The sequence below is a fragment of the Kitasatospora sp. NPDC093102 genome (assembly GCF_040683915.1).
GTDB lineage: Bacteria > Actinomycetota > Actinomycetes > Streptomycetales > Streptomycetaceae > Kitasatospora.
Map to the genome: position 1 here is coordinate 1 of NZ_JBFBFA010000040.1, position 22,241 is coordinate 22,241.

Below are 22,241 nucleotides of genomic sequence, written 5' to 3' on the forward strand. Positions count from 1 at the left end.
GCGGCCGAAGCCGCTCCCACTGGCCGTCAGTCAGATCACCCCTACTCCCCATAGTCGTATCAACGACTCAACTGATCGGCAGGACACGGCCTAGTCGCCGAGGAGCCGCTCCCACAGCAGCCCGTCCCGCCAGCGCCCGTCGAGAAAGATCGAGGAGTGCGCGACGCCGTACGGGCTGAACCCGCTGCGACGCAGCACCCGCTGCGACGGCAGATTCTCCAGACTGGTGGACGCCTCGGCGCGGTGCAGCCCGAGTTCGTCGGTCATCACTTGGAGGACGAGCCCAACGGCGCGCCCGGCGTGGCCTTGATTCTGGGCGACACTGGCGATCCAGTATCCGACGGAGCCGCGGCGCAGGTGCGGCTGTGGCAGGATGCCTCCGACGGTGACCTGCCCGATCACCCGGTCGTCGGCGAGTACCACGCCCGGCCAGACCGTGCCGGCCCGGTATCCGGCCAGCAGCCTGTCGATCCGCTCCGCCTGGCCCTCCGGGGTGAAGAAGTCGTCCGGCTGGACCGGCTCCCATGGCCGAAAGGCCTCGACGTCCCGCACCCGATGCGCTGCGATCGGGGCGGCGTCGGTGGGCTCGATCAGGCGGATCCTGGTACTGCTGTACATGGGCTGACCTCGTCGCTGTGCGCCGGATGAGACGGCCAGCCTAGGCAACGGTCCCCGTGCGGCCGCGCCCTACGCCCGCCGGCCGGTCCCCCACGACCTGGCTTCGCGGCATCGCACCGCATTCGTGATCTGGACTCCGGACAGGACCTGGCCCGGGCAGATTGCGGCTTCGATGTGGGCGAGTTGGGCGGCGAGGATCTCCTCGAACGCGGCGCGGCGGTCCCGAGGGGACGGGGCCGGGGGCTCGGGGATCATCCCCCTCGATCGGGAACCGCGGCTCGGCCGTTTCGTTGTCCCTGTCGTGAGCGATGTGAACCAGTCGCGGGCGGCGGTCGCGGCAGCCGCCCAGGAGTTGGGCGGCACGCTGCGCCGCCTCCATGACCAGGATCCGGGGGCGGCCGATCGAGCGGTGGGCGGCGTCCTCATGGCCGATCAGATCACCGGGCATCTCATCGACCGTTTCGTCAGCGCCCTCCGGCCGGTTGTGCCACTGGTCTCGGTATGGGCACACGGGTCACTTGCCGGAGGTGACTACCAGCCGGGCCGTAGCGACCTCGACCTGATCGCTCTCCTCGGCCGGCCGTGCACGGCAGCCGAGCACCAGCAACTCGGCGAGATGCACGAGGCCCTGGGCAGGGCCATCCCCCTCGCATCGAGGCTGCATTGCAGCTACCCCGCCGTCACCGCGTTGGACGATCCCGCACGCTCACACCTCACGTGGGCCCACGAGGAGCTCATGCACCGACCGGTCACACCAGTGACCAGGCGTGAACTGCACGACTTCGGACTCGTCCTGCACGGTCGGCCACCGACCGAGATCCTGCCACTGGTGACCGACGGGGAACTCGCTGATTTCATCGTCAAGGACCTCCAGAACTTCTGGCGGCCGGCCCTGGACCACCCGGGCCGGTGGACGCACGACATCTGGGTCGACCTCGGCCTGCTGACCCTGGCCAGGGCAACAGTGACCTTGCAGGACGGCAGACTGATCACCAAGGCCGAGGCCCTCGACGTACTCGCCGGACTGGGCGCCCCCACGGACGTCGTGGACGACATCAGGCAGCGTCGCTACGGCACTCCCGGCCCCGCCGACCAGCAGTGGATCAACCGACGGGCAGAACTGACGCTCGCCTTCCTCGGGCCCGCGATCGACCAGGTCGTCGCTGCCTCCCTCTGACGAAGCACATGCGCTGGTGACCGCCGATACCGCCATCGGTTCGTCGTCACCGGCCGGCCGGCCAGCCGGCACGAGAAGCGTGCCGACATTCCTTTTTCGATCTTGCACGAGGTCGCGATCCGGACCACCGCCGTGGAGAACCTGGGAGAGTTGAACACGCGAGCTCGCCAGGAGGGCGCAGCGTGACCAGTGCTCCGGCTTCGGCGGGCACGGTGATACAGATGCCAGACCTGCTCAGCCCGGTCGGGAAGTCGACCCGGTCGAGGTGGATGCCTGGACATAATTCGGAGGCGCACGGCACGGCAAGGACCTATTCTGCCCGTCATGATCGACTGGAAGAGCGTCGAGGCCGCCGACTGTGCCGTGCCCGCCGACCGCCCCATGGACGACCTCGTCCGCGAGCTGTCCCGTGCCCTGGCAGATCCCGATCCACTGGTCCGGGACGGCGCGCCCTACACCGTCCTCGCGACCTGGATCGCCCGCGGGACCATCGGGACGTCCCGGCGGCTGGAGCTGGGGGACGAGATGGCCACCCGGTTCACCGACCCGCGAGTCGAGGCCCGCACCTTCGCGCCCCTCGTGCTCGCCATGCTGGTGGCCGCGGGGGACCTCAAGGCCGGCTGGGTGGACGCGTTCGAGCACTGGTACCCGGCGGAACAGGATCTGCGCGGCCACGACGAGACGCTCGGCTGGCTTCACGCGGTGGCGCACGGCGCGGACCTGCTCGCAGGCTTCGGCTGCCACCCCGAGGTGGCGCCGGTGCGGATGCTGGACCTCGCCGCCGCTCGGCTGACGGCGCCCACCGACCACGTCTACAACCAGCTGGAGGACGACCGCCTGGCCCGGGCGATCGCCCGGGTCCTCACCCGCACCGACCTGAGCGAACGCGACGCCGTCGGCTGGCTGGATCCGATCGCCGACCGCTTCGGGGCCGACCGCATCAGCACCCCGGTACCCGCCCACATCAGCAACTGCCTGCGCACCCTGCGCCTGCTCTACATCCTCGCCGACCGGGGCGTGCGCCCCACCAGCGAACTGCCCGCGGAACCCCTCCACCACCGCGACGCGGTCAAGTCCGGCATCGCCACCGTCCTCGACCGGATCGTCCGACGCTGACCGACGGCCCCCGGTCCGGCCGGGCAGGCCCTCCAGGGACGACGGGGATGGCGCTGATCGCGCACACCGGCCGCCACCTCAAGGCGACCGGCGTGAGCTGGAGTGATCCCGCAACATCTCCGTCAGTGCCTGCTGCTGGCCCACAGTGGGCCGCAGCAAGAACTTGTACGCACGAATCAACACAACCCACCCCCTCCACCGCCGCCGCAATCAACATGCCACACACCACTGACAAAACACCCCACGAGCGTCCCGCTGCGCAGGGACGCGGCGGCGCTCCGCGCCGCCGATCCCAGGAATCGGATTCCCTCCCCGACTGAAGCCGGGGATACCCTCCGAAGATCAGGGATGGGATGCCGAGCTGCGGATCGCTGCGCTCGCCCTGACGGCGTCCGCGCCGATCGGCCCCGGCTGCTGACTCCGCCGTGACGGCATGCTCACCCTCGCCGATGACGTGATCCCCGCCGGACGGGCTTCACTGGAACAGCCGTTCAGCGGCCTGCTCCGAGAGCGCTCGTCTCCCGCGCCGGCTCCTGCCGGGGCGGGAGACCTTTTCCGGCTCGGGAATCAGCAAGTCGCCGATCTCGCAGCCGAGCACGATGCGGGTGACGTCCACCCTCGCCTGCTGGACGTGCAATGGTGCGCTCGGGTACTGGAACTGTCTGAATGTCCTCGGCCCGGGGCCCATGCGCCGCCCCGGACCCCGGCGTCAGTCGTCGTGCGTGGACGTGTCAGGAGCCGGTCGGACCTGTTCGAAGTGGAACGCCTTGATGAAGCAGTCGCGTGGCTGGGCGACGGCGAAGAGGATGCACTCCACGAGCGACTGCGCGGTGAGTGCGTCCTTGGCCTCGCGCGGTGTGTTCTCCCATTCCTCGGCAAGCGGATCAGGGTTGTCGAAGTCCGGCGGGTAGAGGGAGATCACCCGGACCCCCTGGGGCCGCAGCCGCTTGGAGAGGATCTCGGCGAACCCTGCCTGGGCGCTCTTGGCCGCGTAGAAGGCGTCGTGCGCTTCCGAGCGGTGATGACCGGCCGTTCCGCAGGCGGAGACCATGTTCACCACATCCGGCTTCTCCGAGCCGAGGAGGAGGGGCAGGAAGTTCTTCACGGTCAGAACGGTCCCGGTGGCGCCGGAGGCGATGGTGTCGACGACGTCGGCGTCGGAGGCGGATTGGAGGTCTGGTCCATGGAGGTAGCGGGAGCCGTTGTTGATCAGCACGTCGATGCGGCCGGTGTGCCGGCCGACGTCGGCAGCGAAGTCGCGGATCGAGGCCGGGTCCGTCAGGTCGCAGGCGAAGGCATGGACCTGCTGGTGCCCTCGGCCTCGAATCTCGTCGCGGACACGCTCGGCGGCAGCGAGAGTGCGCGCGGAGAGGAAGACCTCGGCACCGAGGTCCGCGAGTCGGATGGCCAGGGTGCGGCCGAAATCGCGGCCGGCGGCGGTGATGACCACGCGGTGGTTGTCGAATCTCATCTCGGTACTCCTGGTTCGTGGACCGGATGGTGCGGTGGAGTGCGGCGGCCGACGTCGGCGGCGCAGGCGGCCCGGTCCCCGGCTGCGGCCCGTTGCCACGTGACGGCGACGGCGATGGGGATGCCGGGGGTGCGGGCGAGGACGGCAGCGGGCAGTTCGGTGGCGGGCTGGAACAGGGCGGTCGAACGGGTCCGCGCCAGGCGGATGCCGAGTTCGCGGAGCCGTTCGCCCGTGGCCCGGGCGCCGATCGGGCGGCCGGGCCGGCCGCCGGGGAAGACGCGCAGGTGCCGGCGGTGGCCGAGTTTGCCGTCCACCACCGGGGTCCTTCCTCATCACGTCCCGGCGAATGCCGGGGCCAGTGCCCTGTGCAGGGCACTGTTCATGAAGTCGCTCTCCGAACGCCTGCCTGATCAGGCGTTGCGTGCCTCGGGCGCCCCGAAGCGCGCCAGACAGTGCCAGACCTTCTTGAGCGCCTGCTGGTCATGGAGTCCGGTGCGTGCGGCGTCTCCGACGATCCGGGGATCGAGGTAGCCGTCGACGGCGATCTCGGCTCCCAGGTCGACGTACTCCTGTCCGCGGTAGTCCGGGTGGCGTCCGAGCTCTTCGACCGAAAGCCTGAGTCCTGGGTGCCATTCGAGCGGGCACGGCAGGCGGCGGGCTGCGGCTTCCACCGCCGTTCCTCGGAAGCTCGGGTCCAGGACCAATGCCTCGACATCGCGGTCCAGGACGAGTGGCCCGTGTACCTGTGCCTCGATGTAGTCGTCGAGCGCGTCCTGGTCATCGGCCTCAGCCAGCTCTATGAGGGACATGCCGGCCGCGACACCGAAGGCCGACGGTTCGAAGACGCTGTCCGGGTAGCAGAACGTGGCTCGTGGAAGGACCTCGGCAGTCAGCCGAAAGTGCGCGGAGCCGAACCGGGGCGCCCCGCCGAGCGGCCTGCGCCGGAAGTCCAGCGCACCGTAGACAGGCCGCTCGTGCGCAGGCGCACGGTCATACGCGCCCCCGAAGATCCGGCTCTCCCACCGCCACCGGTCACCGCCGGGGTGGGCCGTCAAGCCGCCGTTGCTTGTTCCCGTGACGAACTGCGAGTGGTAGACACCGTCCTCGGCCAGTGCGAGCAGGATCGGCCGACCACGCATCGTGCGGTCCGGGTGGAAGTTCAGGGTCACTCGCAGCGCGGGGTCGACCGGGGGCCCGGATGACAGCGACGCGACATGACGGATTGCCTGTTCCTGCGGAGACGGAGCTGTATGAGCGTTCACCAGCGCAGTGTGCCCGAACCTGATCAACTGGTGCACCTGGATTGGCCTTGGGGGCCCGGACGGCCACCGAGGTGACCTGCTGTTCACGGCGCTGGAAGGGGTGGGAGGATCGGCACAGAGAGGTCACGGGCAAGTGCGGCCACTGACGGCGGCAGCGTAGGCGGTCCAGTCGCCGGCTGATGCCTCCCGCCGCTGAACGGCGACCTTGATGACGAGGCCCTCTGCATCTGGTTCTGCCCGCAGTTCCGTGAAGAGCCGCTGCGGAGGTTCGCTATCCAGCGGCCACAACCTGGCCGGCCATGACCTGGGGTGGGTCGGGAAGCAGTGTCGCGAGGTTGTCCCGCACGAAGCCCGCCGCCCTCCGGGCCGACTCCTCGGCCCCGGCCTGGTCTTCGAAGACACTGGTGGAGACCATCACTCCATCCCCGGCATCAACCCAGTAATAGGCTACGAATCCGGGCACCTGGCGAAGGAGAGGCACGAATCCCTCGGCCACTCGACGTCCCGCCTCCGCGGGATCGGTCACCCCTTCGTACCGCCGCACTGCCGCGTACACGCTGGTCTCCTCACGGGTCCCGAGGTCATTTCGTGCAAGACGACGTACCCCTCAGCGCGCGTCTCTCGCACGCGATACATCCGGAAGGCACTCCGACAGCCGCATCGGTGATCCGCAGCCGGCCGCCCGTCCACGCGCAGACCGAATCTCCCGAAACCCTCACCCGGGGCAGCCGTACCAGCGACGCCCCGCCCTGGTACGCCGGAGCCGACCTCACCGTCGGCGACAACTCCCGCTGCACCACCGGTGTCCCCGGCCGGGTCGACAACAAGCGCGTGCTGCTCACCGCCGTGCACTGCCAGAGCAGTGGGAACGTCGACGACGTGCTGACAACGTGCTGACGACCGGCGCCCCCGCCCCCTCGCAGTGAGGGGACGGGGGCGCCGGTCGTTGCGGTGGGACCGTCTACCGGCGGCCGGTGGAGGCGTGCACCCGGTCGGCGGGGCCGTCGTCCTCGACCGGTTCGGGCTTGCCGGACAGGTGCGGCACCCGGACGGCGCCCGCAGCGCGGCGGCCCTTGCGGGCGTCCTCGGCGAGGGCGAGCTGCCGGTCGGCCTCGGCCTGGATGGCGTCCTTGTCGCCGATCTCGGCGTCCGGCAGCGCGTCGGGGAGGATGTCCTCCAGCAGGCGCAGCGGCCGGTAGGCGAGGCCGAGCAGGCCCCAGACGAAGAGCACCAGGCCGACCACCACGAGCAGCAGTCCGGCGCCGCGGCCCGGTCCGGTGCCGAGCACCAGCCCGACCGAGTCGGCGAGCGCGCCGCCGGGGCGCATCAGCGGCTCGAAGACGTGGTCGGAGAGCGGGCCCGCGGTGAGGAAGCCGAGCGGCATCATCGACATGGCGAGCATCTGGTTGGTCGCCAGGACGCGGCCCTGGAGCTCCATCCCGACCTTGGTCTGGATCAGCGCCATCCAGTGCGAGTTGAGGATCATCATGGCCGCCCAGAGGACGAAGAGTCCGCAGGCGGTGAGCGCGGTCTCGGGGCGGCTGCCGGCGAGGACGGCGGCGAGGCCGACCACCGAGGTGAAGCCGATCATGCCGACGGTGCGGCGGCGCGTGCCGCCCCAGAGCCCCATGACCAGGGCGCCGACCATGGCGCCGAGGCCGCCGAGGGCGGTGATGACACTGAGCTGTATCGGCGTGCCGCCGGCCAGCACCATCGGGGTGACCAGCACGGTGGCGACGGCGAACAGGTAGTTGAACACCACGAAGAAGACCACCATGGCGACCAGGCTGTGCCGGCGCGCGATGTACCGCCAGCCGGTGACGACCTCCCGCCAGAGCGGCTCCTCCTGCTTGTCGAACATGGCGTCCGGGAAGCGGACCAGCAGCAGGCAGGTGACGCCGGTGAGGAAGGTGACCATGTCGAACAGCACGACGCCGTGCAGGCCGATCAGCGTGACCAGCACGCCGCCCGCCAGGATGGCCATCATGTCGCCGGCGCCGGTGCCGAGCTGGGCGAGGCCGTTGGCCTGTCCGAGGTAGCGCTTGGGCACCAGTTGGGTGATCGAGGCGAGGTAGGCGGGCCGTTGGAAGGCTCCACAGGTGGAACCGATGCAGGCCACCACGTAGATGTGCCAGATCTCGAGGAGGTCGGCCCAGAGCAGTACGCCGAGGCCGAGCATGCCGGCGGCGGCCACGGTGTCCGTGATGATCATGATCTTGCGCCGGTCGACCCGGTCGGCGAGCGCACCGGCGACCGGCAGCAGCAGGACGGCCGGCAGCACCGCGATGAACGAGATCATCGCGAAGTCGAAGGCCGAGTTGGTCTGCTGGTAGACCCAGACGCCGAGCGCGAAGGTGGAGAGGCTGGTGCCGATCATCGAGACGAACTGGCCGATCGCCACCTTGGCGAAGATGCCCAGCTCGGCCCGGGCGGCCGGGCGCTTGACCGCGGCCGGGGTGGATATCGCCCCGGTGGCGGCGAACTCCGCCAGCACCCGGGCGAGTTCGTCGGCCTGGTGCTTGAGGAAGTAGTGCCCGGCGCGCGGCACGACCGCGAGCTCGACGGTGTCGCCGAAGTGCTCCCACTCGGCGTACCGCTCCTCGTAGAGCTGGGTGGCGCGGTCCTTCTCGCCGACCACGCACAGGATCGGGGCGTCGATCTTCTCCGGCCGCTCGTCCCCGTAGGCGCGGGTGTAGAAGTCCTCGGCCTGCCGGACGTCGTGGCGCAGCGCCCGGACCAGGAAGTCCTGCTCGGCCTGGTCGTAGACGTCGGTGAAGCCGCCCATGGCGCGCAGGTACTCGAGGTAGCCGCGGTTGGACAGCACCCGGTCGCCCGGCATCCGGCGCGCCATCCACTCGGCGAAGCGGCCGGGCAGCCGGGCGGCGGGGAAGGTGCCGCCGAGGGCGAGGCCGCGCAGGTCGACGCCGGCCGCCTCCAGCCGGGAGCCGAGGGCGGTGGCGAGCGCCCCGCCCAGGCAGTGGCCGTAGAGCAGCACCGGGCCGTCGACCTTCTCCAGCACCTGGGCGGTCAGGGTGTCGGCGAGCGTGGCGAGTTCGGCGAGCTCGTCGTCGGGTCGGCTCGGGTCGTGGCCGGGCAGCTCGACGGCGTAGAGCCGGTGGCCGGCCGGGAGCGCGTCGGCGAGCGGCTGGAAGGTGATCGGGCTGCCGCCGCCGTAGGGGACGCAGACCACGTTGATCTCGGCCGGGGCGTTGCCGCGGGTGAGTTTGTGCAGCAGGGTGCGCGGGCCCTCGTCGGCGCTGCCGCCGGCGCGGGCGTCGATCAGCGCGGCGAGCTCGCGGACCGTGGGGTGCTGGAACAGGTCGATGACCGACAGGCCGTCACCGATCAGGCGTACGGCCCGCACGGCGGAGAAGGAGTCACCGCCGAGCGCGAAGAAGTCGTCGGCCGCGCCGATCTCCTCGGTCTCCAGCACCTGGCGGTAGACCTCGGCCACCGCGTGCTCGGTGTCGGTGGTCAGCTCGCCGCCGCCGGAGACCGGCTGGGCGGCGACCGGCTCGGGCAGGGCGGCCCGGTCGACCTTGCCGTTGGCGTTCAGCGGCAGGGCGTCCAGGACGACCAGCGCGGCCGGGACCATGTAGTCCGGCAGCCGGGTGCGCAGCGCGGCGCGCAGCTCGCCCGGGTCGGGCGCGGCGGCCGGGTCGGCGGGCACCAGGTAGCCGGCCAGGGAGCGGGCGGCGCCCTCGCCTCGGGCGACCACGACGGCCTCGCGCACCTCGGGGCGGGCGGTCAGCTCGGCCTCGACCTCGCCGATCTCGACCCGGAAGCCGCGGATCTTGACCTGGTGGTCGATCCGGCCGAGGAACTCGATGGCGCCGTCGGGGCGGCGGCGGACCAGGTCGCCGGTGCGGTAGGCGCGGCGGCCCTCCACCTCCAGGAAGCGCTCGGCGGTGAGGTCGTCGCGGCCGAGGTAGCCGCGGGCGACGCCGCCGCCGGAGACGTACAGCTCGCCGGGGACGCCGAGCGGGACGGGGCGCCGGCGGGCGTCCAGGAGGTGGGTGCGGACGTTGCCGAACGGCCGGCCGAGCGGCGCGGTGGCCGCGTCGCCGAGGTCGGCGGGCACCGGCATGCCGAGCATCGAGACGGTGGTCTCGGTGGGCCCGTAGTGGTTGTGCAGCAGCAGGTCGGGCCGGGCGGCGCGGATCCGGGCCACCAGGTCGGGCCGCAGCGCCTCGCCGGCGCAGATCAGCAGCCGGGCGGGGAGGATCGCGCCGAGTCCGGTGCCGTGCGCGGCCAGGCCCTCCAGGTGGCTGGGGACCAGCTTCATGGCGTCGATCCGGTGCTCGGCCGCGTAGGCGGCGAAGGCGTCCGGGTCGGTGGCCTGGTCGCGGGTCAGCAGGTGCAGGCAGCCGCCGCCGGTGAGCGCGCCGAACACGTTGGTGGTGCCCAGGTCGGCGGCGAAGGTGGAGACCAGTGCCCAGTTCCAGCCCTGCTGGTCGCCGCCGATCCGCTCGCGCAGGCCGTGCAGGTAGTTGCGGTAGTTGCGGTGCTCGACGGCGACGCCCTTGGGCGCGCCGGTGGAGCCGGAGGTGAAGATGAGGTAGCAGAGGTGCTCGGGGCGGACGTCCGCCTCGGGCGCGTCGGCGCGCTCCTCGCCGTCCGGGACGACCACCGGGAGGTCGCCGGTGAGCCGGTCGCGCAGGTCGTCGGTGGTGACGACGGCGGCGGCCCCGGAGGCGTCGAGCAGGGCGTGGATGCGCCCGTCCGGGTAGACCGGGTCGAGCGGCAGGTAGGCGCCGCCGGTCTTGAGGATGCCGAGCATGCCGACCACCAGGGCGGCGGAGCGCTCGACCAGCAGGCCGACCGGGCGGTCCGGGCCGACGCCGTGCGCGCGCAGCCGGTGGGCCAGCGCGTTGGCGCGCCGGTCGAGTTCGGCGTAGCTGAGCACGCCGTCGGCGCCGCGCACGGCGGGCGCGTCGGGGGTGCGGCGGGCCTGTTCCTCGACCAGGCCGTGCAGGGTGCCGTCGAGGTCCCAGCCGCGCAGGCTCTCGTCGTCCCAGTCGGCGAGCTGCCGCTGCTCGGACGGGGTGAGCAGGGGAAGGTCGGCGAGCGGGCCGTCGGGGCCGGCGGCCATCGCGTCGAGCACCGTGGTGAGGTGGCCGAAGACCCGGCGCACGGTGGCCTCGTCGTACAGCTCGGTGCGCCAGACGAGGTCGGCGGCGAGTTCGCCGCCGGTGTCGACGACGGCCACCGACAGGTCGAACTTGGCGGTGTCGGTGCCGATCGGCTGCCAGTGGACGGTGTGTCCGGACAGCTCGGGGCGGGCCTCGGCCTGGTTGTGGACGTTGAGCAGCACCTGGAACAGCGGGGTGTGGGCGAGTTCGCGCTCCAGGCCGAGCGCGTCGATCAGCCGCTCGAAGGGCAGGTCCTGGTGGCCGTAGGCGCCGAGGGTGGCGTCCTTGACGCGCTCCAGGAGCTCGCGGACCGTCGGGTCGCCGGAGAGGTCGGTGCGCATCGCCAGGGTGTTGACGAAGCAGCCGACCAGCGGCTCGGTCTCGCTGCGGGTGCGTCCGGCGATCGGGGTGCCGACGGTGACGTCCTCGCTGCCGGTGTAGCGGCCGAGGACGGTCTGCAGGGCGGCCAGCAGCACCATGTAGACGGTGGTGCCGGTCTGTTCGGCGAGGGTGCGGATCCGGCGGCTGCGCTCGACGCCCAGCTCGGCGGTGAACCGGGCGCCCGCGGTGCCCGCGACGGCGGGCCGCGGGCGGTCGGCGGGCACCGTGACGGTGGCGGTGGCGCCGCGCAGGCGCTCCTGCCACCAGGCCTGCTGGCGGTCGAGTTCGGCGGCGAGGTCGGTCTGCTGCCAGTGCGCGACGTCCGCGTACTGGACGGGCAGCGGCTCGAACGCCGGGGCGGCGCCGGTGCGCCGGGCGCCGTAGGCGGTCGCGAGGTCGCCGAAGAGCACGCCGATCGACCAGCCGTCGGCCGCGATGTGGTGCAGCACCAGGCTGAGCACGGCGCCGTCGCCGGTGCGCAGCAGGGTGGCGCGCAGCGGCAGGTCGGCGGCGAGGTCGAAGGGGTGGCGGGCCTCTGTCTCCAGCCAGGCGTCGACCTGATCGGCGGGGACGTCGGCGGTGGTGAGGGTGAACCGGTCGGCGGGCAGCGCCTCGGGGCGCACCTCGCCGTCGACCTCCGGGTAGACGGTGCGGAGCACCTCGTGCCGGGCGAGGACGTCGGTGAGGGCGGCGCCGAGGGCGGCCCCGTCGGGTTCGCCGTCGAGGTGCAGGGCGAGCGGGATGTGGTAGGCGGCGCTGTCCGGCTCGTACTGGGCCAGGAACCACATCCGGCGCTGGGCCGAGGAGAGCGGCACCGGGGTGCCCTCGGGGCGCGGGGCGATGCTGTGGCGGTCGGTGCCGCCGGCCGCGGCCGCCGCCTTGGCGGCCTTGGCCTTGGCGAGGCGGCGGCGCAGCAGTTCCTGCCGTCTGGCGGCCGGATCCGGTTCCGGGACGGACCCGGCGGTGGGCTGGTCGGTCATGCGGTCTCCCCCGTTCGGGCGCCGGTGTCGCCGGCGGCCGGGCGTGCGTCGGTGGTTCCGGAGCCGCCGGTGTTGCCGGTGGCTCCGGATTCGGTGCGGTGGGTCACAGCGTGCTCCCGGCGGTCTCGTCGAGGCCGTCGAGGTCGTCGATCTCCTCCAGCAGGCGCTCCTCGACGCGGCGGGCCAGGGCGGCCAGCGTCCGGTCCTCGAAGACGACCCGCAGAGGCAGTTCGGTTTCGAAGGTGTCCCGGATCCGGGCGAGCAGCCGGGTGGCGAGCAGCGAGTGGCCGCCCAGCGCGAAGAAGTCGTCGTGCCGGGAGACCCGTTCGACCTTGAGGACCTCGATCCACAGGTCGGCGAGCAGTTCCTCGCAGTCGCCCTCGGGCGGGGCGCCGGCGCCGCCGAGCTGCGGCACGGGCAGCGAGGCCCGGTCGACCTTGCCGGCCGGGGTCAGCGGCAGCACGTCGAGCAGCACGAGGCCGGCGGGCACCATGTAGTCGGGCAGCCGCTCGATCAGCGCGGTGCGCAGTGCGTCCTCGGTGAGGCCGGGGGCGACGGCGTAGCCGGCCAGGGCCGGGCCAGCCGGGGTCTCGACGAGCCGGGCGGCGCCGGCGGTGACGCCGGGGACGGCGGTGATCGCGGCCTCGATCTCGCCCAGCTCGATGCGGAAGCCGCGGAGCTTGACCTGGGCGTCGACGCGGCCGTGGTACTCCAGGCGGCCGTCGGCGCGGCGGCAGGCGAGGTCGCCGGTGCGGTACATCGGCGCGCCGTCGGTGCGGCCGGGTTCGGCGGTGAACCGTTCGGCGGTCAGGTCGGGCCGGCCGTGGTAGCCGAGCGCGACGCCGGCGCCGGCGATGCAGAGTTCGCCGATGCCGTTGACCGGGACGGGCTGCCCGGAGGGGCCGAGCAGGTGCAGCCGGGTGTTGGCGATGGGCGCGCCGAGGGCCACCACGCCGCCGTGGGCGGCGAGTTCCGGGGTGACCTGCTGGACGGTCGACCAGACGGTGGTCTCGGTCGGGCCGTACAGGTTCCACAGCGCGCCGACCCGGCCGAGCAGGGCGCGGGCGAGGTCGGCGGTGAGCGCCTCGCCGCCGCACAGGGCGGTCAGCCCGGGGCGGCCGGCCCAGCCGGCCTCCAGCAGCATCCGCCAGGTGGCGGGGGTGGCCTGGAGGTGGGTGACGCCCTGCTTGTCGATCCAGGCGCCGAGCGCGGCCCCGTCGGTGGCGGTGGCGCGGTCGGCGATCTCCACCCGGGCGCCGGTGACCAGCGGCAGCCACAGCTCCAGGCCGGCGATGTCGAAGGTGACGGTGGTGACGGCGGCCATCACGTCCCGCTCGGTGAGGCCGGGTTCGCGGCCCATCGAGGTCAGGAAGTTGACGATCGCGCGGTGCGGCACGGCGACGCCCTTGGGGCGGCCGGTGGAGCCGGAGGTGTACAGCAGGTAGGCCGGGTCCTCCGGGCCGACGGTGACGGCCGGCGCCTCGGCGGGGGCCGCGGCGTGCTCGGGGCCGTCCACCAGGACGCTCTCGCGCCCGTGCAGCAGTTCGTCGCCGGCGGTGGCGCTCTCGGCGACCAGCAGGGTGACGCCGGCGTCGTCGAGCACGCCCCGGTTGCGGGCGAGCGGCCGGTCGATGTCGAGCGGCAGGTAGGCGGCGCCGCTGCGCAGCACGCCGAGCAGGGCGGCGGGCAGCAGCCGGCCGCGCCGGACGGCGACGGCGACCAGGCTGCCGGGGCCCGCGCCGCGGGCGGCCAGCAGGTGGGCCAGCCGGTTGGCGGCGGCGTCGAGTTCGGCGTAGCCGAGGGTGCCGTCGGCGGCGGACACGGCGGGCGCGTCCGGGGTGCGGGCGGCCTGGGCGGCGACCAGCTCGTGCAGCCGGGCGTCGGGGATCGGCGCCTCGGTGCGGTTGACCGGCTCGTCGGCCACGAGTTCGGCGGCGGAGAGCATGGCCAGCTCGCCGAGCGGGCGGTCGGGTTCGGCGACGGCGGCGCCGAGCAGCGCGACCAGGTGGTCGAGCGCGGCGCGCACGGACCGCTCCTCGTAGCGGGAGGTGCGGTACTCGGCGGACAGCAGCGGTCCGTCGGCCGGGAACTCCAGGAACAGCGACAGGTCGGTCTTCGCGGCGCTGTTGCACACCTCGGCGACGAACGTCAGGCGCAGGCCGGGCAGTTCGACGCTGGCCACCGGGTGGTTCTGGACGGCGAGCAGCACCTGGGAGATCGGCGAGGCGGTGAGGCCGGCCGAGCCGCCGAAGCGGCGGGCGTGCTCGACGAACGGGTGGCCGCTGTGCTCGGCGGCCTCCAGGACGGTCGGGCGGACCCGGGCGAGCAGCTCGCGGAAGGTGTCGGTGCCGGCCACGTCGAAGCGCAGCGCGACGGTGTTGATCAGCGAGCCGAGCACCGTCTCCAGCTCGGGCACCGGGCGGACGGCGAAGGGGCTGATCACGGCGACGTCGGTGCGGCCGGTGTAGCGGTGCAGCATCCCGCCGAGCGCGGCGAGCACCGCCATGTAGAGGCTGGCGCCCTCCTGGGCGGCCCACTTCTCGACGCCGGTGACGAGGCCGGCGTCGAGCCGGCGGGAGATCCGGCGGCCGGCGATGTCCTGGGGGTTGGGGTGCGGGCGGTCGCCGGGCAGGTGCTGGTCGGCCTCGAGGCCTCGCAGCCGCTCGCCCCAGCGCTCGGCGGCCTCGCGGCCGGCCTCGACGTTGCGCTCCTCCCAGCGGGCGACGTCGGACAGCTGCAGGGCGGGCTCGGGCAGCTCGCCGTCGCGGTGGGCGCGGGCGACCTCGTCGAGCAGCAGTCCGGCGGCCCAGCCGTCCATCGCGGCGTGGTGCACGGTGAGCAGCAGTTCGTGACGGTTCTCGCCGGTGCGCACGGCGAGGGCGCGCAGCAGCCGGCCGTTGACCAGGTCGAGCGGGCGGGCGGCCTCGGCGCGCAGCGCGGCGTCGAGCGTCTGCTCGTCGGGCGCGGCGCCGTCGGGCCCGGTGAGGTCGAGCAGCGGGACGTCGACGGTGTACGGGGGGCGGACGTCGGCGATGACCGGGTCGTGCTCGGTCGGGGCCGGGGCTCCGCGCAGCGCGGTGCGCAGCGCCTCGTGGCGGCGGACGACCTCGGTGAGCGCGTGGCCGAACGCCTCGCGGTCGAGGGCGCCCTCGGCGCGGATCCGCAGCGGCACGTTGTAGAGCGGGCTGTCGTGCTGCATGGACTCGTGCAGCCATAGTTCGCGCTGGAAGTCGGTGGCGCGGGCGGGCAGTTCGGCCTGGCGCCGGGGCGGCTCGACGGAGGGCCGGCCGCCGCCGCCGTTGGCGACCCGGACGGCGAGGGCGGCGATGGTCGGGGCGGCGAAGAACTCGGCGAGCGGCACCCGGGTGCCGAACTCGCGCTCGATCCGGGCGAGCAGGCCGGCGGCGAGCAGGGAGTGGCCGCCGAGGTCGAGGAAGACGTCGTGGACGCCGACCTCGGGGACGCCGAGCAGGGCCTGCCAGAGTTCGGCGATCCGGGTCTCGACGGGGGTGCGGGGGGCGACGAACAGCTCGTGCCCGGCGCGGCTGCGGGCGACCGGGGGCAGCGCCTTGCGGTCGGTCTTGCCGTTGGGGGTGAGCGGCATCTGCGCCAGGACGGCGACGGCCAGCGGCACCATGTAGCCGGGCAGGGCGGCGGCGCAGTGGGCGCGCAGCTCGGCGGGCGTCGGTTCGGCCGCGCCGGGGGCGGGCTGGACGAAGGCGGCCAGGTAGTCGCCGGCCTCGTCGCGCTGGACGACTGCGGCGGCGGACTCGACGGCGGGGTGGGTGGCGAGCACGGCCTCGATCTCGCCGAGCTCGACGCGGAAGCCGCGGACCTTCACCTGGTGGTCGACGCGCCCGTGGTACTCCAGGTCGCCGTCGGGCAGGCGGCGGACCAGGTCGCCGGTGCGGTAGCAGCGCAGGCCGTCGACGTGGACGAAGCGCTCCTCGGTGAGGTCGGGGCGGCCGTGGTAGCCGCGGGCCAGGCCCTCGCCGGAGAGGTAGAGCTCGCCGATGCCGCCGTCGGGCACGGGTATCCGGTGCTCGTCGAGGACGTGGCCGAGGGTGCCGTCGAGCGGGCGGCCGATGACCGGCTCGCCGGTCTCGTCGCGGGGAACCAGCGACCAGGTGGAGTAGACGGTGTCCTCGGTGGGCCCGTACAGGTTGTAGAGGCGCTCGACCCGGGGCTGGGCGTAGACCTTGTCGGCCAGGTGGCGGGGCAGGGCCTCGCCGGCCAGGTTGACCACGCGCACGGTGCCCGGCAGACCCCCGCCGCCGGGAAGGCCGTCGCCGCGCAGCAGCGCCGCCATGGCGCTGGGCACGGTGTTGACCAGGGTGACCTCGTCCCGGGCGGGCAGCTCGGGCAGGGCGAGGACGTTCTCCGCGACGATGATCGTGCCGCCGACGGAGAGCGGGAGGAACAGCTCGTACACCGAGATGTCGAAGCAGACGGAGGTGCCGAACAGGACGCCGGCGAGGTCGGCGGCGGTGTAGGTGCCGGCGGCCCAGCGGAGCATGGCGTTGACGCCGCGCTGGGTGACCGAGACGCCCTTGGGGCGGCCGGTGGAGCCGGAGGTGTAGAGCACGTAGGCGAGCGCGTCGGTGGCGGCTTCGCCGGTGGTGGGGCGCTCGGCGGCCGGGTCGAGCGGAGCGGAGGGGCTCTGCCCGTCGACGTACAGGAGGGTGGCGCCGGCACCGTTCAGCAGGTGCTCGTGGGCGCGGTCGGTGACCACGACGGGGGCCTGCGCGTCGCCGACGACCAGTTCGAGGCGGTCGCGCGGGTACGCCGGGTCGAGCGGCACGTACGCGCCGCCGGCCCGCAGGACCGCCAGCAGGCTGACCACCAGGTCCGCCGTTCGCGGTAGGCAGACTCCGACCAGCGTCTCGGCCCGGACACCGGCGGCGGCCAGTCGGCCCGCCATCGCGTCGGCCGCGGCGTCCAGTTCACGGTAGGTCAGCCGGCGCGTGCCGTCGATCACGGCGGTGGCGTCCGGAGTCCGTCTGACCTGTGCGGTAACCAGGGCGGCCAGCGGCGCGGCCGGATCCAGCGGGGGAAGTCCCGTCGAACTCATCACTCTCTCCTGAGGGCTGCTGCTGCATCGACTTGTGGTCGGCGAGAAATGGGCGGTGTGCCCTGGGAGATGGTGGGGTAAAGATCTACGGATCACCAGCACATTTCCGTCACTCGTTCGATATGCCGGAAAGATCCCCTCCGCCACGCCGATCGGCGGTGTGCGAGAGTGACGGTTCGTTAGCGATCTCATACGGATTGTCAGCCGCCTTGGCAGGGACGGCGTGGACCGCTACGTTCTCTTTCGACACCCCGTCAGCTAGGTCGAGGCGACCCCTGTGGCCTGCACACGGTCGCGCTGACCGAACGGACGGTGGAGGCGCTCGCCCACCACGGCGACGGCATTCCGCCGCGTACGGCCGAGGTCCACCTCGCCGTGCTGCAGCACCGGCGCGGGCACCTCGCTCCGGCCATGGGCCGGCATGCGGCCCAGGAGGCAGGATCGGCCGCCGGACGCTTCCTTCGCCGCCTGCCCCGCCTCGTCCCCGAGCCCGGTCCCGGGGCCGACGAGGGCCCGGTGCCGGCCGAGATCGTCTGTCGGCCCGCCCCTCTCCCCCGGCGGCGGCCTCGACCCGCGCGAACTCCTGGTCACCGCCACCCGCCGGGAACACCTCACCCTCTGCACCCCGGGCTCGGCCGCCTGGTGCGCCCCGTCCTCCACCGCCGCATCAACCGCTCGCTCCTGCCCCGGCCTCCCAGCTGCTCCGTCCGCCCGGCCACGCCGACGAGCGGTCCTGGCACATCTGGTCCTGGGGCCCGGCCGCCGACGCCCCGTACACGCCCCGCGTCACCTACCGCACCACCGTTCCGGCGCCGCAGCTGCGGCTCCTCCCCCGCGCCCCGCACGACCTGGTCGAGCACCGCGACCGCCGACACGACGCTCCGGACGACCGGCTCGATCAGCGGTGGCCGGCCAGGGCGGTCTCTTGCCGGTGTGAGCGGGGTCACGGGAACTCGGGTGTGCGGATATGGCAGAGCCAGGTATGGATCCAGGATTTCGGGCCCGGCTGCGGGCCGGTGACGAGGGCGCCTTCGGCGTCTTGTTCCGTGAGCACGCCTCCGCCGTGTACAACCACTGCTTCCGGCTGACCGGCGACTGGTCGGCAGCGGAGGACTGCACCTCGCTGGTGTTTCTGGAGGCCTGGCGGCTGCGCTCCAAGGTCCAGCCGGACGGCGGCGGCCTGCTGCCGTGGCTGCTGGGCATCGCCACGAACGTGGTCCACCGCAGGCGCCGGGTCGCCCGCCGCCACCAGGCCCTGCTGGACAGGTTGCCCCCGCCGGAGCTCCTGTCGGATTTCGCCGACGAGTTGGTCGGCCGCCTGGAGGACCAGGAGAAGATCCACGCGATGCGCCAGGTGCTGGAGCAACTGCCCCGGGCCGACCGGGAGATCCTGGCGCTGTGCGTGTGGGCCGGTCTGGATTATGCCGCCTCGGCCGAGGCCCTCGGGGTGGCCGTCGGCACGGTGCGCTCCCGGCTCTCGCGTGCCCGCCGCCGTCTGGACAAGCTCACCGAGAAAAATCTCCACGCGAACAGGGAACCCGCGCCCGCAGCCTGGCAGCTAACAGGTGACCGCAACAGTGCGGTCCGGTCAGAAAAAAGGAAGCCGCGATGACGTCAGGCCACGACGACAGCGACCTGCGGGCGCTGCGCCGGATGCTGCCGGTGCCCGCCGAGCGGGACTTCCCGCCCGGCCGCCGGCACCAGCGTGAGGAACACCTGATGAGCAGTTGGCTGCAGATGGCCCGCCAGGACGGCAAGAGGACGAGCAGCAGACTCCTGGCCCCGGTGCCGCGCCGGCGGGGACTCGCCCTGGCCGGCACCGCCGCCGCGGTGGGGGCGCTCACCCTTGGCGTGACCGTCCTCCTGCCGGGGACCAGCAGCACCCCGGCCGCGGCCGCCACCCCGGAGCTGCTGACCTATGTCCAGGACGCCCCGACCCAGGACGCGGCAAAGATCCTCAATGAGCTCGCGGACACCGCCGCCCGCCGGCCGGACACCACCGTGCACGGCACCGAGCACCTCGAGAGCCGCAGCTGGAACCTCAACACCGTCGCCGGGGCGAAGACCGCATCCGCCGTCGTGCCGACGGAATCAGAACTGTGGGTCGACCCGGACGGCACCGCGCACGCCACCAGCCGCTCCGACGCACCCGAATTCCCCACCGAGGAGTCCCGCAAGCACTGGAAGGACCTGGGCCGGCCCACCGGCCCCGGCAAGCCGGAGGTCAACGACGAGCCCGCCGGCCCCCGGGCCCGGATGTGGGAGGGCCGCCCGCCGACCGATGTGAAGGCGCTGAAGACCTGGCTCGCACAGGGCCACCCGATCGAGAACGGCCCGGCCGAAACGCTGGTGGCGGTCAACGACCTGCTGCACGAGCGCGTCCTCTCCGCCCCGGAGCGGGCCGCCGTCCTGCGGGTGCTGGCCGATGTGCCCGGTCTCAGCTATCAGGGCACCACCACCGACCGGGCCGGCCGCACCGGCAAGGCGTTCTCCCTCGACAGGGACCACGGCGGCCTGCCCGCCCGGCAGACCCTGATCGTCGACCCGGCCAGCGGGCGGATCCTCGACAACGAAGAGGTGCTCACCAAGACCGCCGGCAAGCTCGGCATCCCGATCCCCTCGGTGATCTCCTACACCGTCTACCTGGCGGCCGACACTCAGCCCGCCCCCACGCGGTAGACCACCCGCCGGCTGCCGCCCTCCCGCGTTCTCCCCGACCCGGACGCGCACGACCCTCCGTCTCACAGGGGGCGGCCGACGGTCCCGGACCTGTCGGCCGTCCGCCGAGGCACCCGTCCCGAGCTGCCGCTCCCGCGCTCGTGACCCGCACCCCCTCATGACAGGAGTTCCTATTGCCTGCCCTCACAGGCGCAGCCACCACCCGCCGGACGGTGCCCCCGATGGCCCTGACAGCACAGCGAACACACCCACAGCCAACCCCGAGAACTCCGCAGCGGCCCGGCGGTGGCCAGCTGCCGTCGCTGACCGGGATGCGCTGGGTGGCCGCGTTCACGGTCTTCGTCCACCACGTCCGCAACTTCGGCTACTTCGGGCAGGGCCGGAGCGGCCGCCTGGTGAACTGGGCATTCGGGGCCGGCGCCGTGGGGGTGTCGTTCTTCTTCATCCTGTCCGGGTTCGTGCTGGCCTGGTCCGCCCTGCCCGGGGAGCGGGCCCGCACTTTCTGGCGGCGGCGCCTGGCCCGGATCTACCCGGTCCACCTGGTCACCGCGGTCATCGCGCTGGTGCTGGCCTACTGCCTGGTTCCCGGGCTTCGGCCCGGAGGTGCCCGGGAGGCGGCGGCGAACCTGCTGCTGGTCAGCTCCTGGAAGCCCGAGTGGTGGCAGGCCCTGAACCCGGTCAGCTGGTCCCTGGTCTGCGAGGCCTTCTTCTACGCCGCCTTCCCCGTCCTGTACGCGGGCCTGCGCCGCCTGCCCACCCGCGCCCTCGCCGCCACCGCCCTGGCCGCAGGCACGCTCCTCGTGCTGCTGCCATGGGCGAACACCCACTACGCCCTCGGCTGGACGCTCTACTCCTCCCCGCTCCCCCGGCTCCCGGAATTCGTTCTCGGCGTCACGCTCGGCCTCCTGGTCTAGACCGGCACCTGGCGCGGCCCCGGACTCGATGTCGCCCTGGCGGCCACGCTGATCGGCTACTTCCTCGTCGCCCAGCTCCCGGGCGAATACGGCTACGCCGCATGCACCGTGCTCGGCCTGGCCATGCTCATCCCCGCTGCCGCCAGGGCCGACCTCACCGGCACCCCCTCGTTCTGGCGCCACCCGTACCTGGTGCGGCTCGGCGAGTGGTCCTTCGCCTTCTACATGATCCACATCCTGGTCATGCGCACCGGCGAAGCCCTGTTCGGCGACCAGCCCCACCTCGCCACCGTCCCCGCCCTTGCCATCACGGCAGCGGTCTTCGCCCTCTCGCTCACTCTTGCCTGGGCCCTGTACGCCGGCGTCGAACGCCCCGGCCGACGACTACTGCTCCGATCACGAACCGCATCGCGCCACTCCATGGCCGCACACACCCGCTTGCCCAGCCAATCGGGAAGAAGGGACTGACATGCCGACCACGCTGCGGATGCGCGCGGGTGTGCTCGTTGTCGTTGTTGCCACGCAGGCCGCCCTGGCCGGCTGCGACACCCCGGCCTCGACCCCGCCGCCGCGGACACCCGCCGACGGGCCGACGGCCCAGGCTCGCACACCCGCCCAGCATCCTTCGACCACGGCCTCGGCTTCCGCCGTCCCTGCTCCGAAGCCCGACGCGGCGGCCGCGAAGTCCATCGTCGTCATCGGGGCCTCCGTCTCCGGCGGCTACAAGGCCTCACCCGACGCATCCTGGCCCAGCGAACTCGCCCACCGCCTGCAGCAGGACGGCCGGCCGGACCAGGTGGTCAACGCCAGCATCGGCGCCACCAGGCTGCTCACCGACAACGGCCCCACCATGCCCAGCGCCCTGACCCGCGAGGACAGGGACGCCCTCGCCGTTCCCGGAGCGGGCACCATCGTGCTCACGGACGTCATCAACGACATCCAACAGACCCCCCACCAGTACGATCCGGCCGCGATCATCGCCGGACTGCGGTCCTTCGTCGCCAAGGCCCACGCCAAGGACGTCAAGGTCATCGGCACGACCATCCCGCCCTACGGCGGCTTCGGACGCTACGAGACCGCCGGCGAACTCTGCCGGCGAACCGTCAATGATGCGATCCGCCAGGGTCAGCTCTTCGACGGTGTCATCGACTTCGACGCCGCGCTCAGAGACCCGACCGATCCCACCCGCATCCGGCCCGACTACGACTCCGGCGACCACCTCCACCCCAACGACGCCGGACACCACGCCATGGCCCGGACGATCGACCCCGACCTGTTCACTCTGTTGGCTTCCTCCCCCTCGTAGGGAACGAGGGGGGTTCCCCTCAGCCTCGCGGCTGAGCCGCTGCGCATGCGCGCGGCGGTGGGACGACTTCCTGCTCCAGCGACGGCTGCCCGTCCGGAGTACTCCGTTGAGGTCTTGCACCGTCCGTCCGCGCG

Annotated in this window: 16 protein-coding genes; 8 read left to right on the plus strand and 8 right to left on the minus strand. The window is 72.9% G+C overall.

The window, feature by feature from the left end; translation table 11 throughout:
* Positions 1-90: 90 nt before the first annotated feature.
* The gene (locus AB0O11_RS31655; protein WP_363393865.1) at positions 91-618 is read right to left on the minus strand and encodes a GNAT family protein; all 528 of its coding nucleotides are present in this window, start codon (positions 616-618) and stop codon (positions 91-93) included.
* A gap of 424 nt (positions 619-1,042) precedes the next feature.
* Here AB0O11_RS31655 and AB0O11_RS31660 point away from each other — a divergent pair, with 424 nt between their 5' ends.
* Both AB0O11_RS31660 and AB0O11_RS31665 read left to right on the plus strand, forming a co-directional pair.
* Positions 1,043-1,795, plus strand: coding sequence for a nucleotidyltransferase (locus AB0O11_RS31660; protein ID WP_363393975.1), 753 nt, complete (start codon positions 1,043-1,045; stop codon positions 1,793-1,795).
* Between the two features lie 324 nt (positions 1,796-2,119).
* Positions 2,120-2,911, plus strand: a complete 792-nt coding sequence (locus tag AB0O11_RS31665) for a DUF2785 domain-containing protein (RefSeq protein ID WP_363393867.1) — start codon at positions 2,120-2,122, stop codon at positions 2,909-2,911.
* A gap of 475 nt (positions 2,912-3,386) precedes the next feature.
* On the opposite strand, the gene AB0O11_RS31670 is transcribed toward AB0O11_RS31665, so the two are convergent.
* The 5 genes from AB0O11_RS31670 to AB0O11_RS31690 all read right to left on the minus strand — a co-directional run bounded on the left by AB0O11_RS31670 (position 3,387) and on the right by AB0O11_RS31690 (position 6,059).
* Positions 3,387-3,527: a hypothetical protein gene (locus tag AB0O11_RS31670; RefSeq protein WP_363393869.1), complete on the minus strand. Its 141-nt coding sequence runs from the start codon at positions 3,525-3,527 to the stop codon at positions 3,387-3,389.
* Positions 3,528-3,620: 93 nt separating this feature from the next.
* Positions 3,621-4,382, minus strand: coding sequence for an SDR family oxidoreductase (locus AB0O11_RS31675; protein WP_363393871.1), 762 nt, complete (start codon positions 4,380-4,382; stop codon positions 3,621-3,623).
* Positions 4,379-4,699 (minus strand): hypothetical protein, encoded by a 321-nt coding sequence (locus tag AB0O11_RS31680; RefSeq protein ID WP_363393873.1) that lies wholly within the window; start codon positions 4,697-4,699, stop codon positions 4,379-4,381. Before AB0O11_RS31680 ends, AB0O11_RS31675 begins: the two co-directional genes overlap by 4 nt.
* A 93-nt stretch (positions 4,700-4,792) precedes the next feature.
* Positions 4,793-5,644, minus strand: coding sequence for a DUF3626 domain-containing protein (locus AB0O11_RS31685; protein ID WP_363393977.1), 852 nt, complete (start codon positions 5,642-5,644; stop codon positions 4,793-4,795).
* 271 nt (positions 5,645-5,915) lie between these two features.
* A complete protein-coding gene (locus tag AB0O11_RS31690) occupies positions 5,916-6,059 on the minus strand; it encodes a hypothetical protein (protein ID WP_363393875.1) in 144 nt (47 codons plus the stop codon).
* Positions 6,060-6,307: 248 nt separating this feature from the next.
* Between AB0O11_RS31690 and AB0O11_RS31695 the strand changes: the two genes are divergently transcribed.
* On the plus strand, positions 6,308-6,541 hold the full coding sequence (locus tag AB0O11_RS31695) for a hypothetical protein (protein ID WP_363393876.1): 234 nt from the start codon (positions 6,308-6,310) through the stop codon (positions 6,539-6,541).
* A gap of 64 nt (positions 6,542-6,605) precedes the next feature.
* Here the strand turns inward: AB0O11_RS31695 and AB0O11_RS31700 are convergent, their stop codons facing one another.
* Both AB0O11_RS31700 and AB0O11_RS31705 read right to left on the minus strand, forming a co-directional pair.
* The gene (locus AB0O11_RS31700) at positions 6,606-12,137 is read right to left on the minus strand and encodes an amino acid adenylation domain-containing protein (RefSeq protein WP_363393878.1); all 5,532 of its coding nucleotides are present in this window, start codon (positions 12,135-12,137) and stop codon (positions 6,606-6,608) included.
* Between the two features lie 103 nt (positions 12,138-12,240).
* Positions 12,241-17,208: an amino acid adenylation domain-containing protein gene (locus tag AB0O11_RS31705; RefSeq protein WP_363393880.1), complete on the minus strand. Its 4,968-nt coding sequence runs from the start codon at positions 17,206-17,208 to the stop codon at positions 12,241-12,243.
* Positions 17,209-18,190: 982 nt separating this feature from the next.
* Here AB0O11_RS31705 and AB0O11_RS31710 point away from each other — a divergent pair.
* From AB0O11_RS31710 to AB0O11_RS31730, 5 genes are all read left to right on the plus strand, one after another.
* Positions 18,191-18,820, plus strand: a complete 630-nt coding sequence (locus tag AB0O11_RS31710; RefSeq protein ID WP_363393882.1) for an RNA polymerase sigma factor — start codon at positions 18,191-18,193, stop codon at positions 18,818-18,820.
* Entirely contained in the window at positions 18,817-19,887 is a 1,071-nt protein-coding gene (locus AB0O11_RS31715; protein WP_363393884.1) for a CU044_5270 family protein, read from the plus strand. Before AB0O11_RS31710 ends, AB0O11_RS31715 begins: the two co-directional genes overlap by 4 nt.
* 311 nt (positions 19,888-20,198) lie before the next feature.
* On the plus strand, positions 20,199-20,801 hold the full coding sequence (locus tag AB0O11_RS31720; RefSeq protein WP_363393979.1) for an acyltransferase: 603 nt from the start codon (positions 20,199-20,201) through the stop codon (positions 20,799-20,801).
* 123 nt (positions 20,802-20,924) lie between these two features.
* The gene (locus AB0O11_RS31725) at positions 20,925-21,269 is read left to right on the plus strand and encodes a hypothetical protein (protein ID WP_363393886.1); all 345 of its coding nucleotides are present in this window, start codon (positions 20,925-20,927) and stop codon (positions 21,267-21,269) included.
* A gap of 1 nt (position 21,270) precedes the next feature.
* Positions 21,271-22,107: a GDSL-type esterase/lipase family protein gene (locus AB0O11_RS31730; RefSeq protein WP_363393888.1), complete on the plus strand. Its 837-nt coding sequence runs from the start codon at positions 21,271-21,273 to the stop codon at positions 22,105-22,107.
* Positions 22,108-22,241 lie beyond the last annotated feature (134 nt).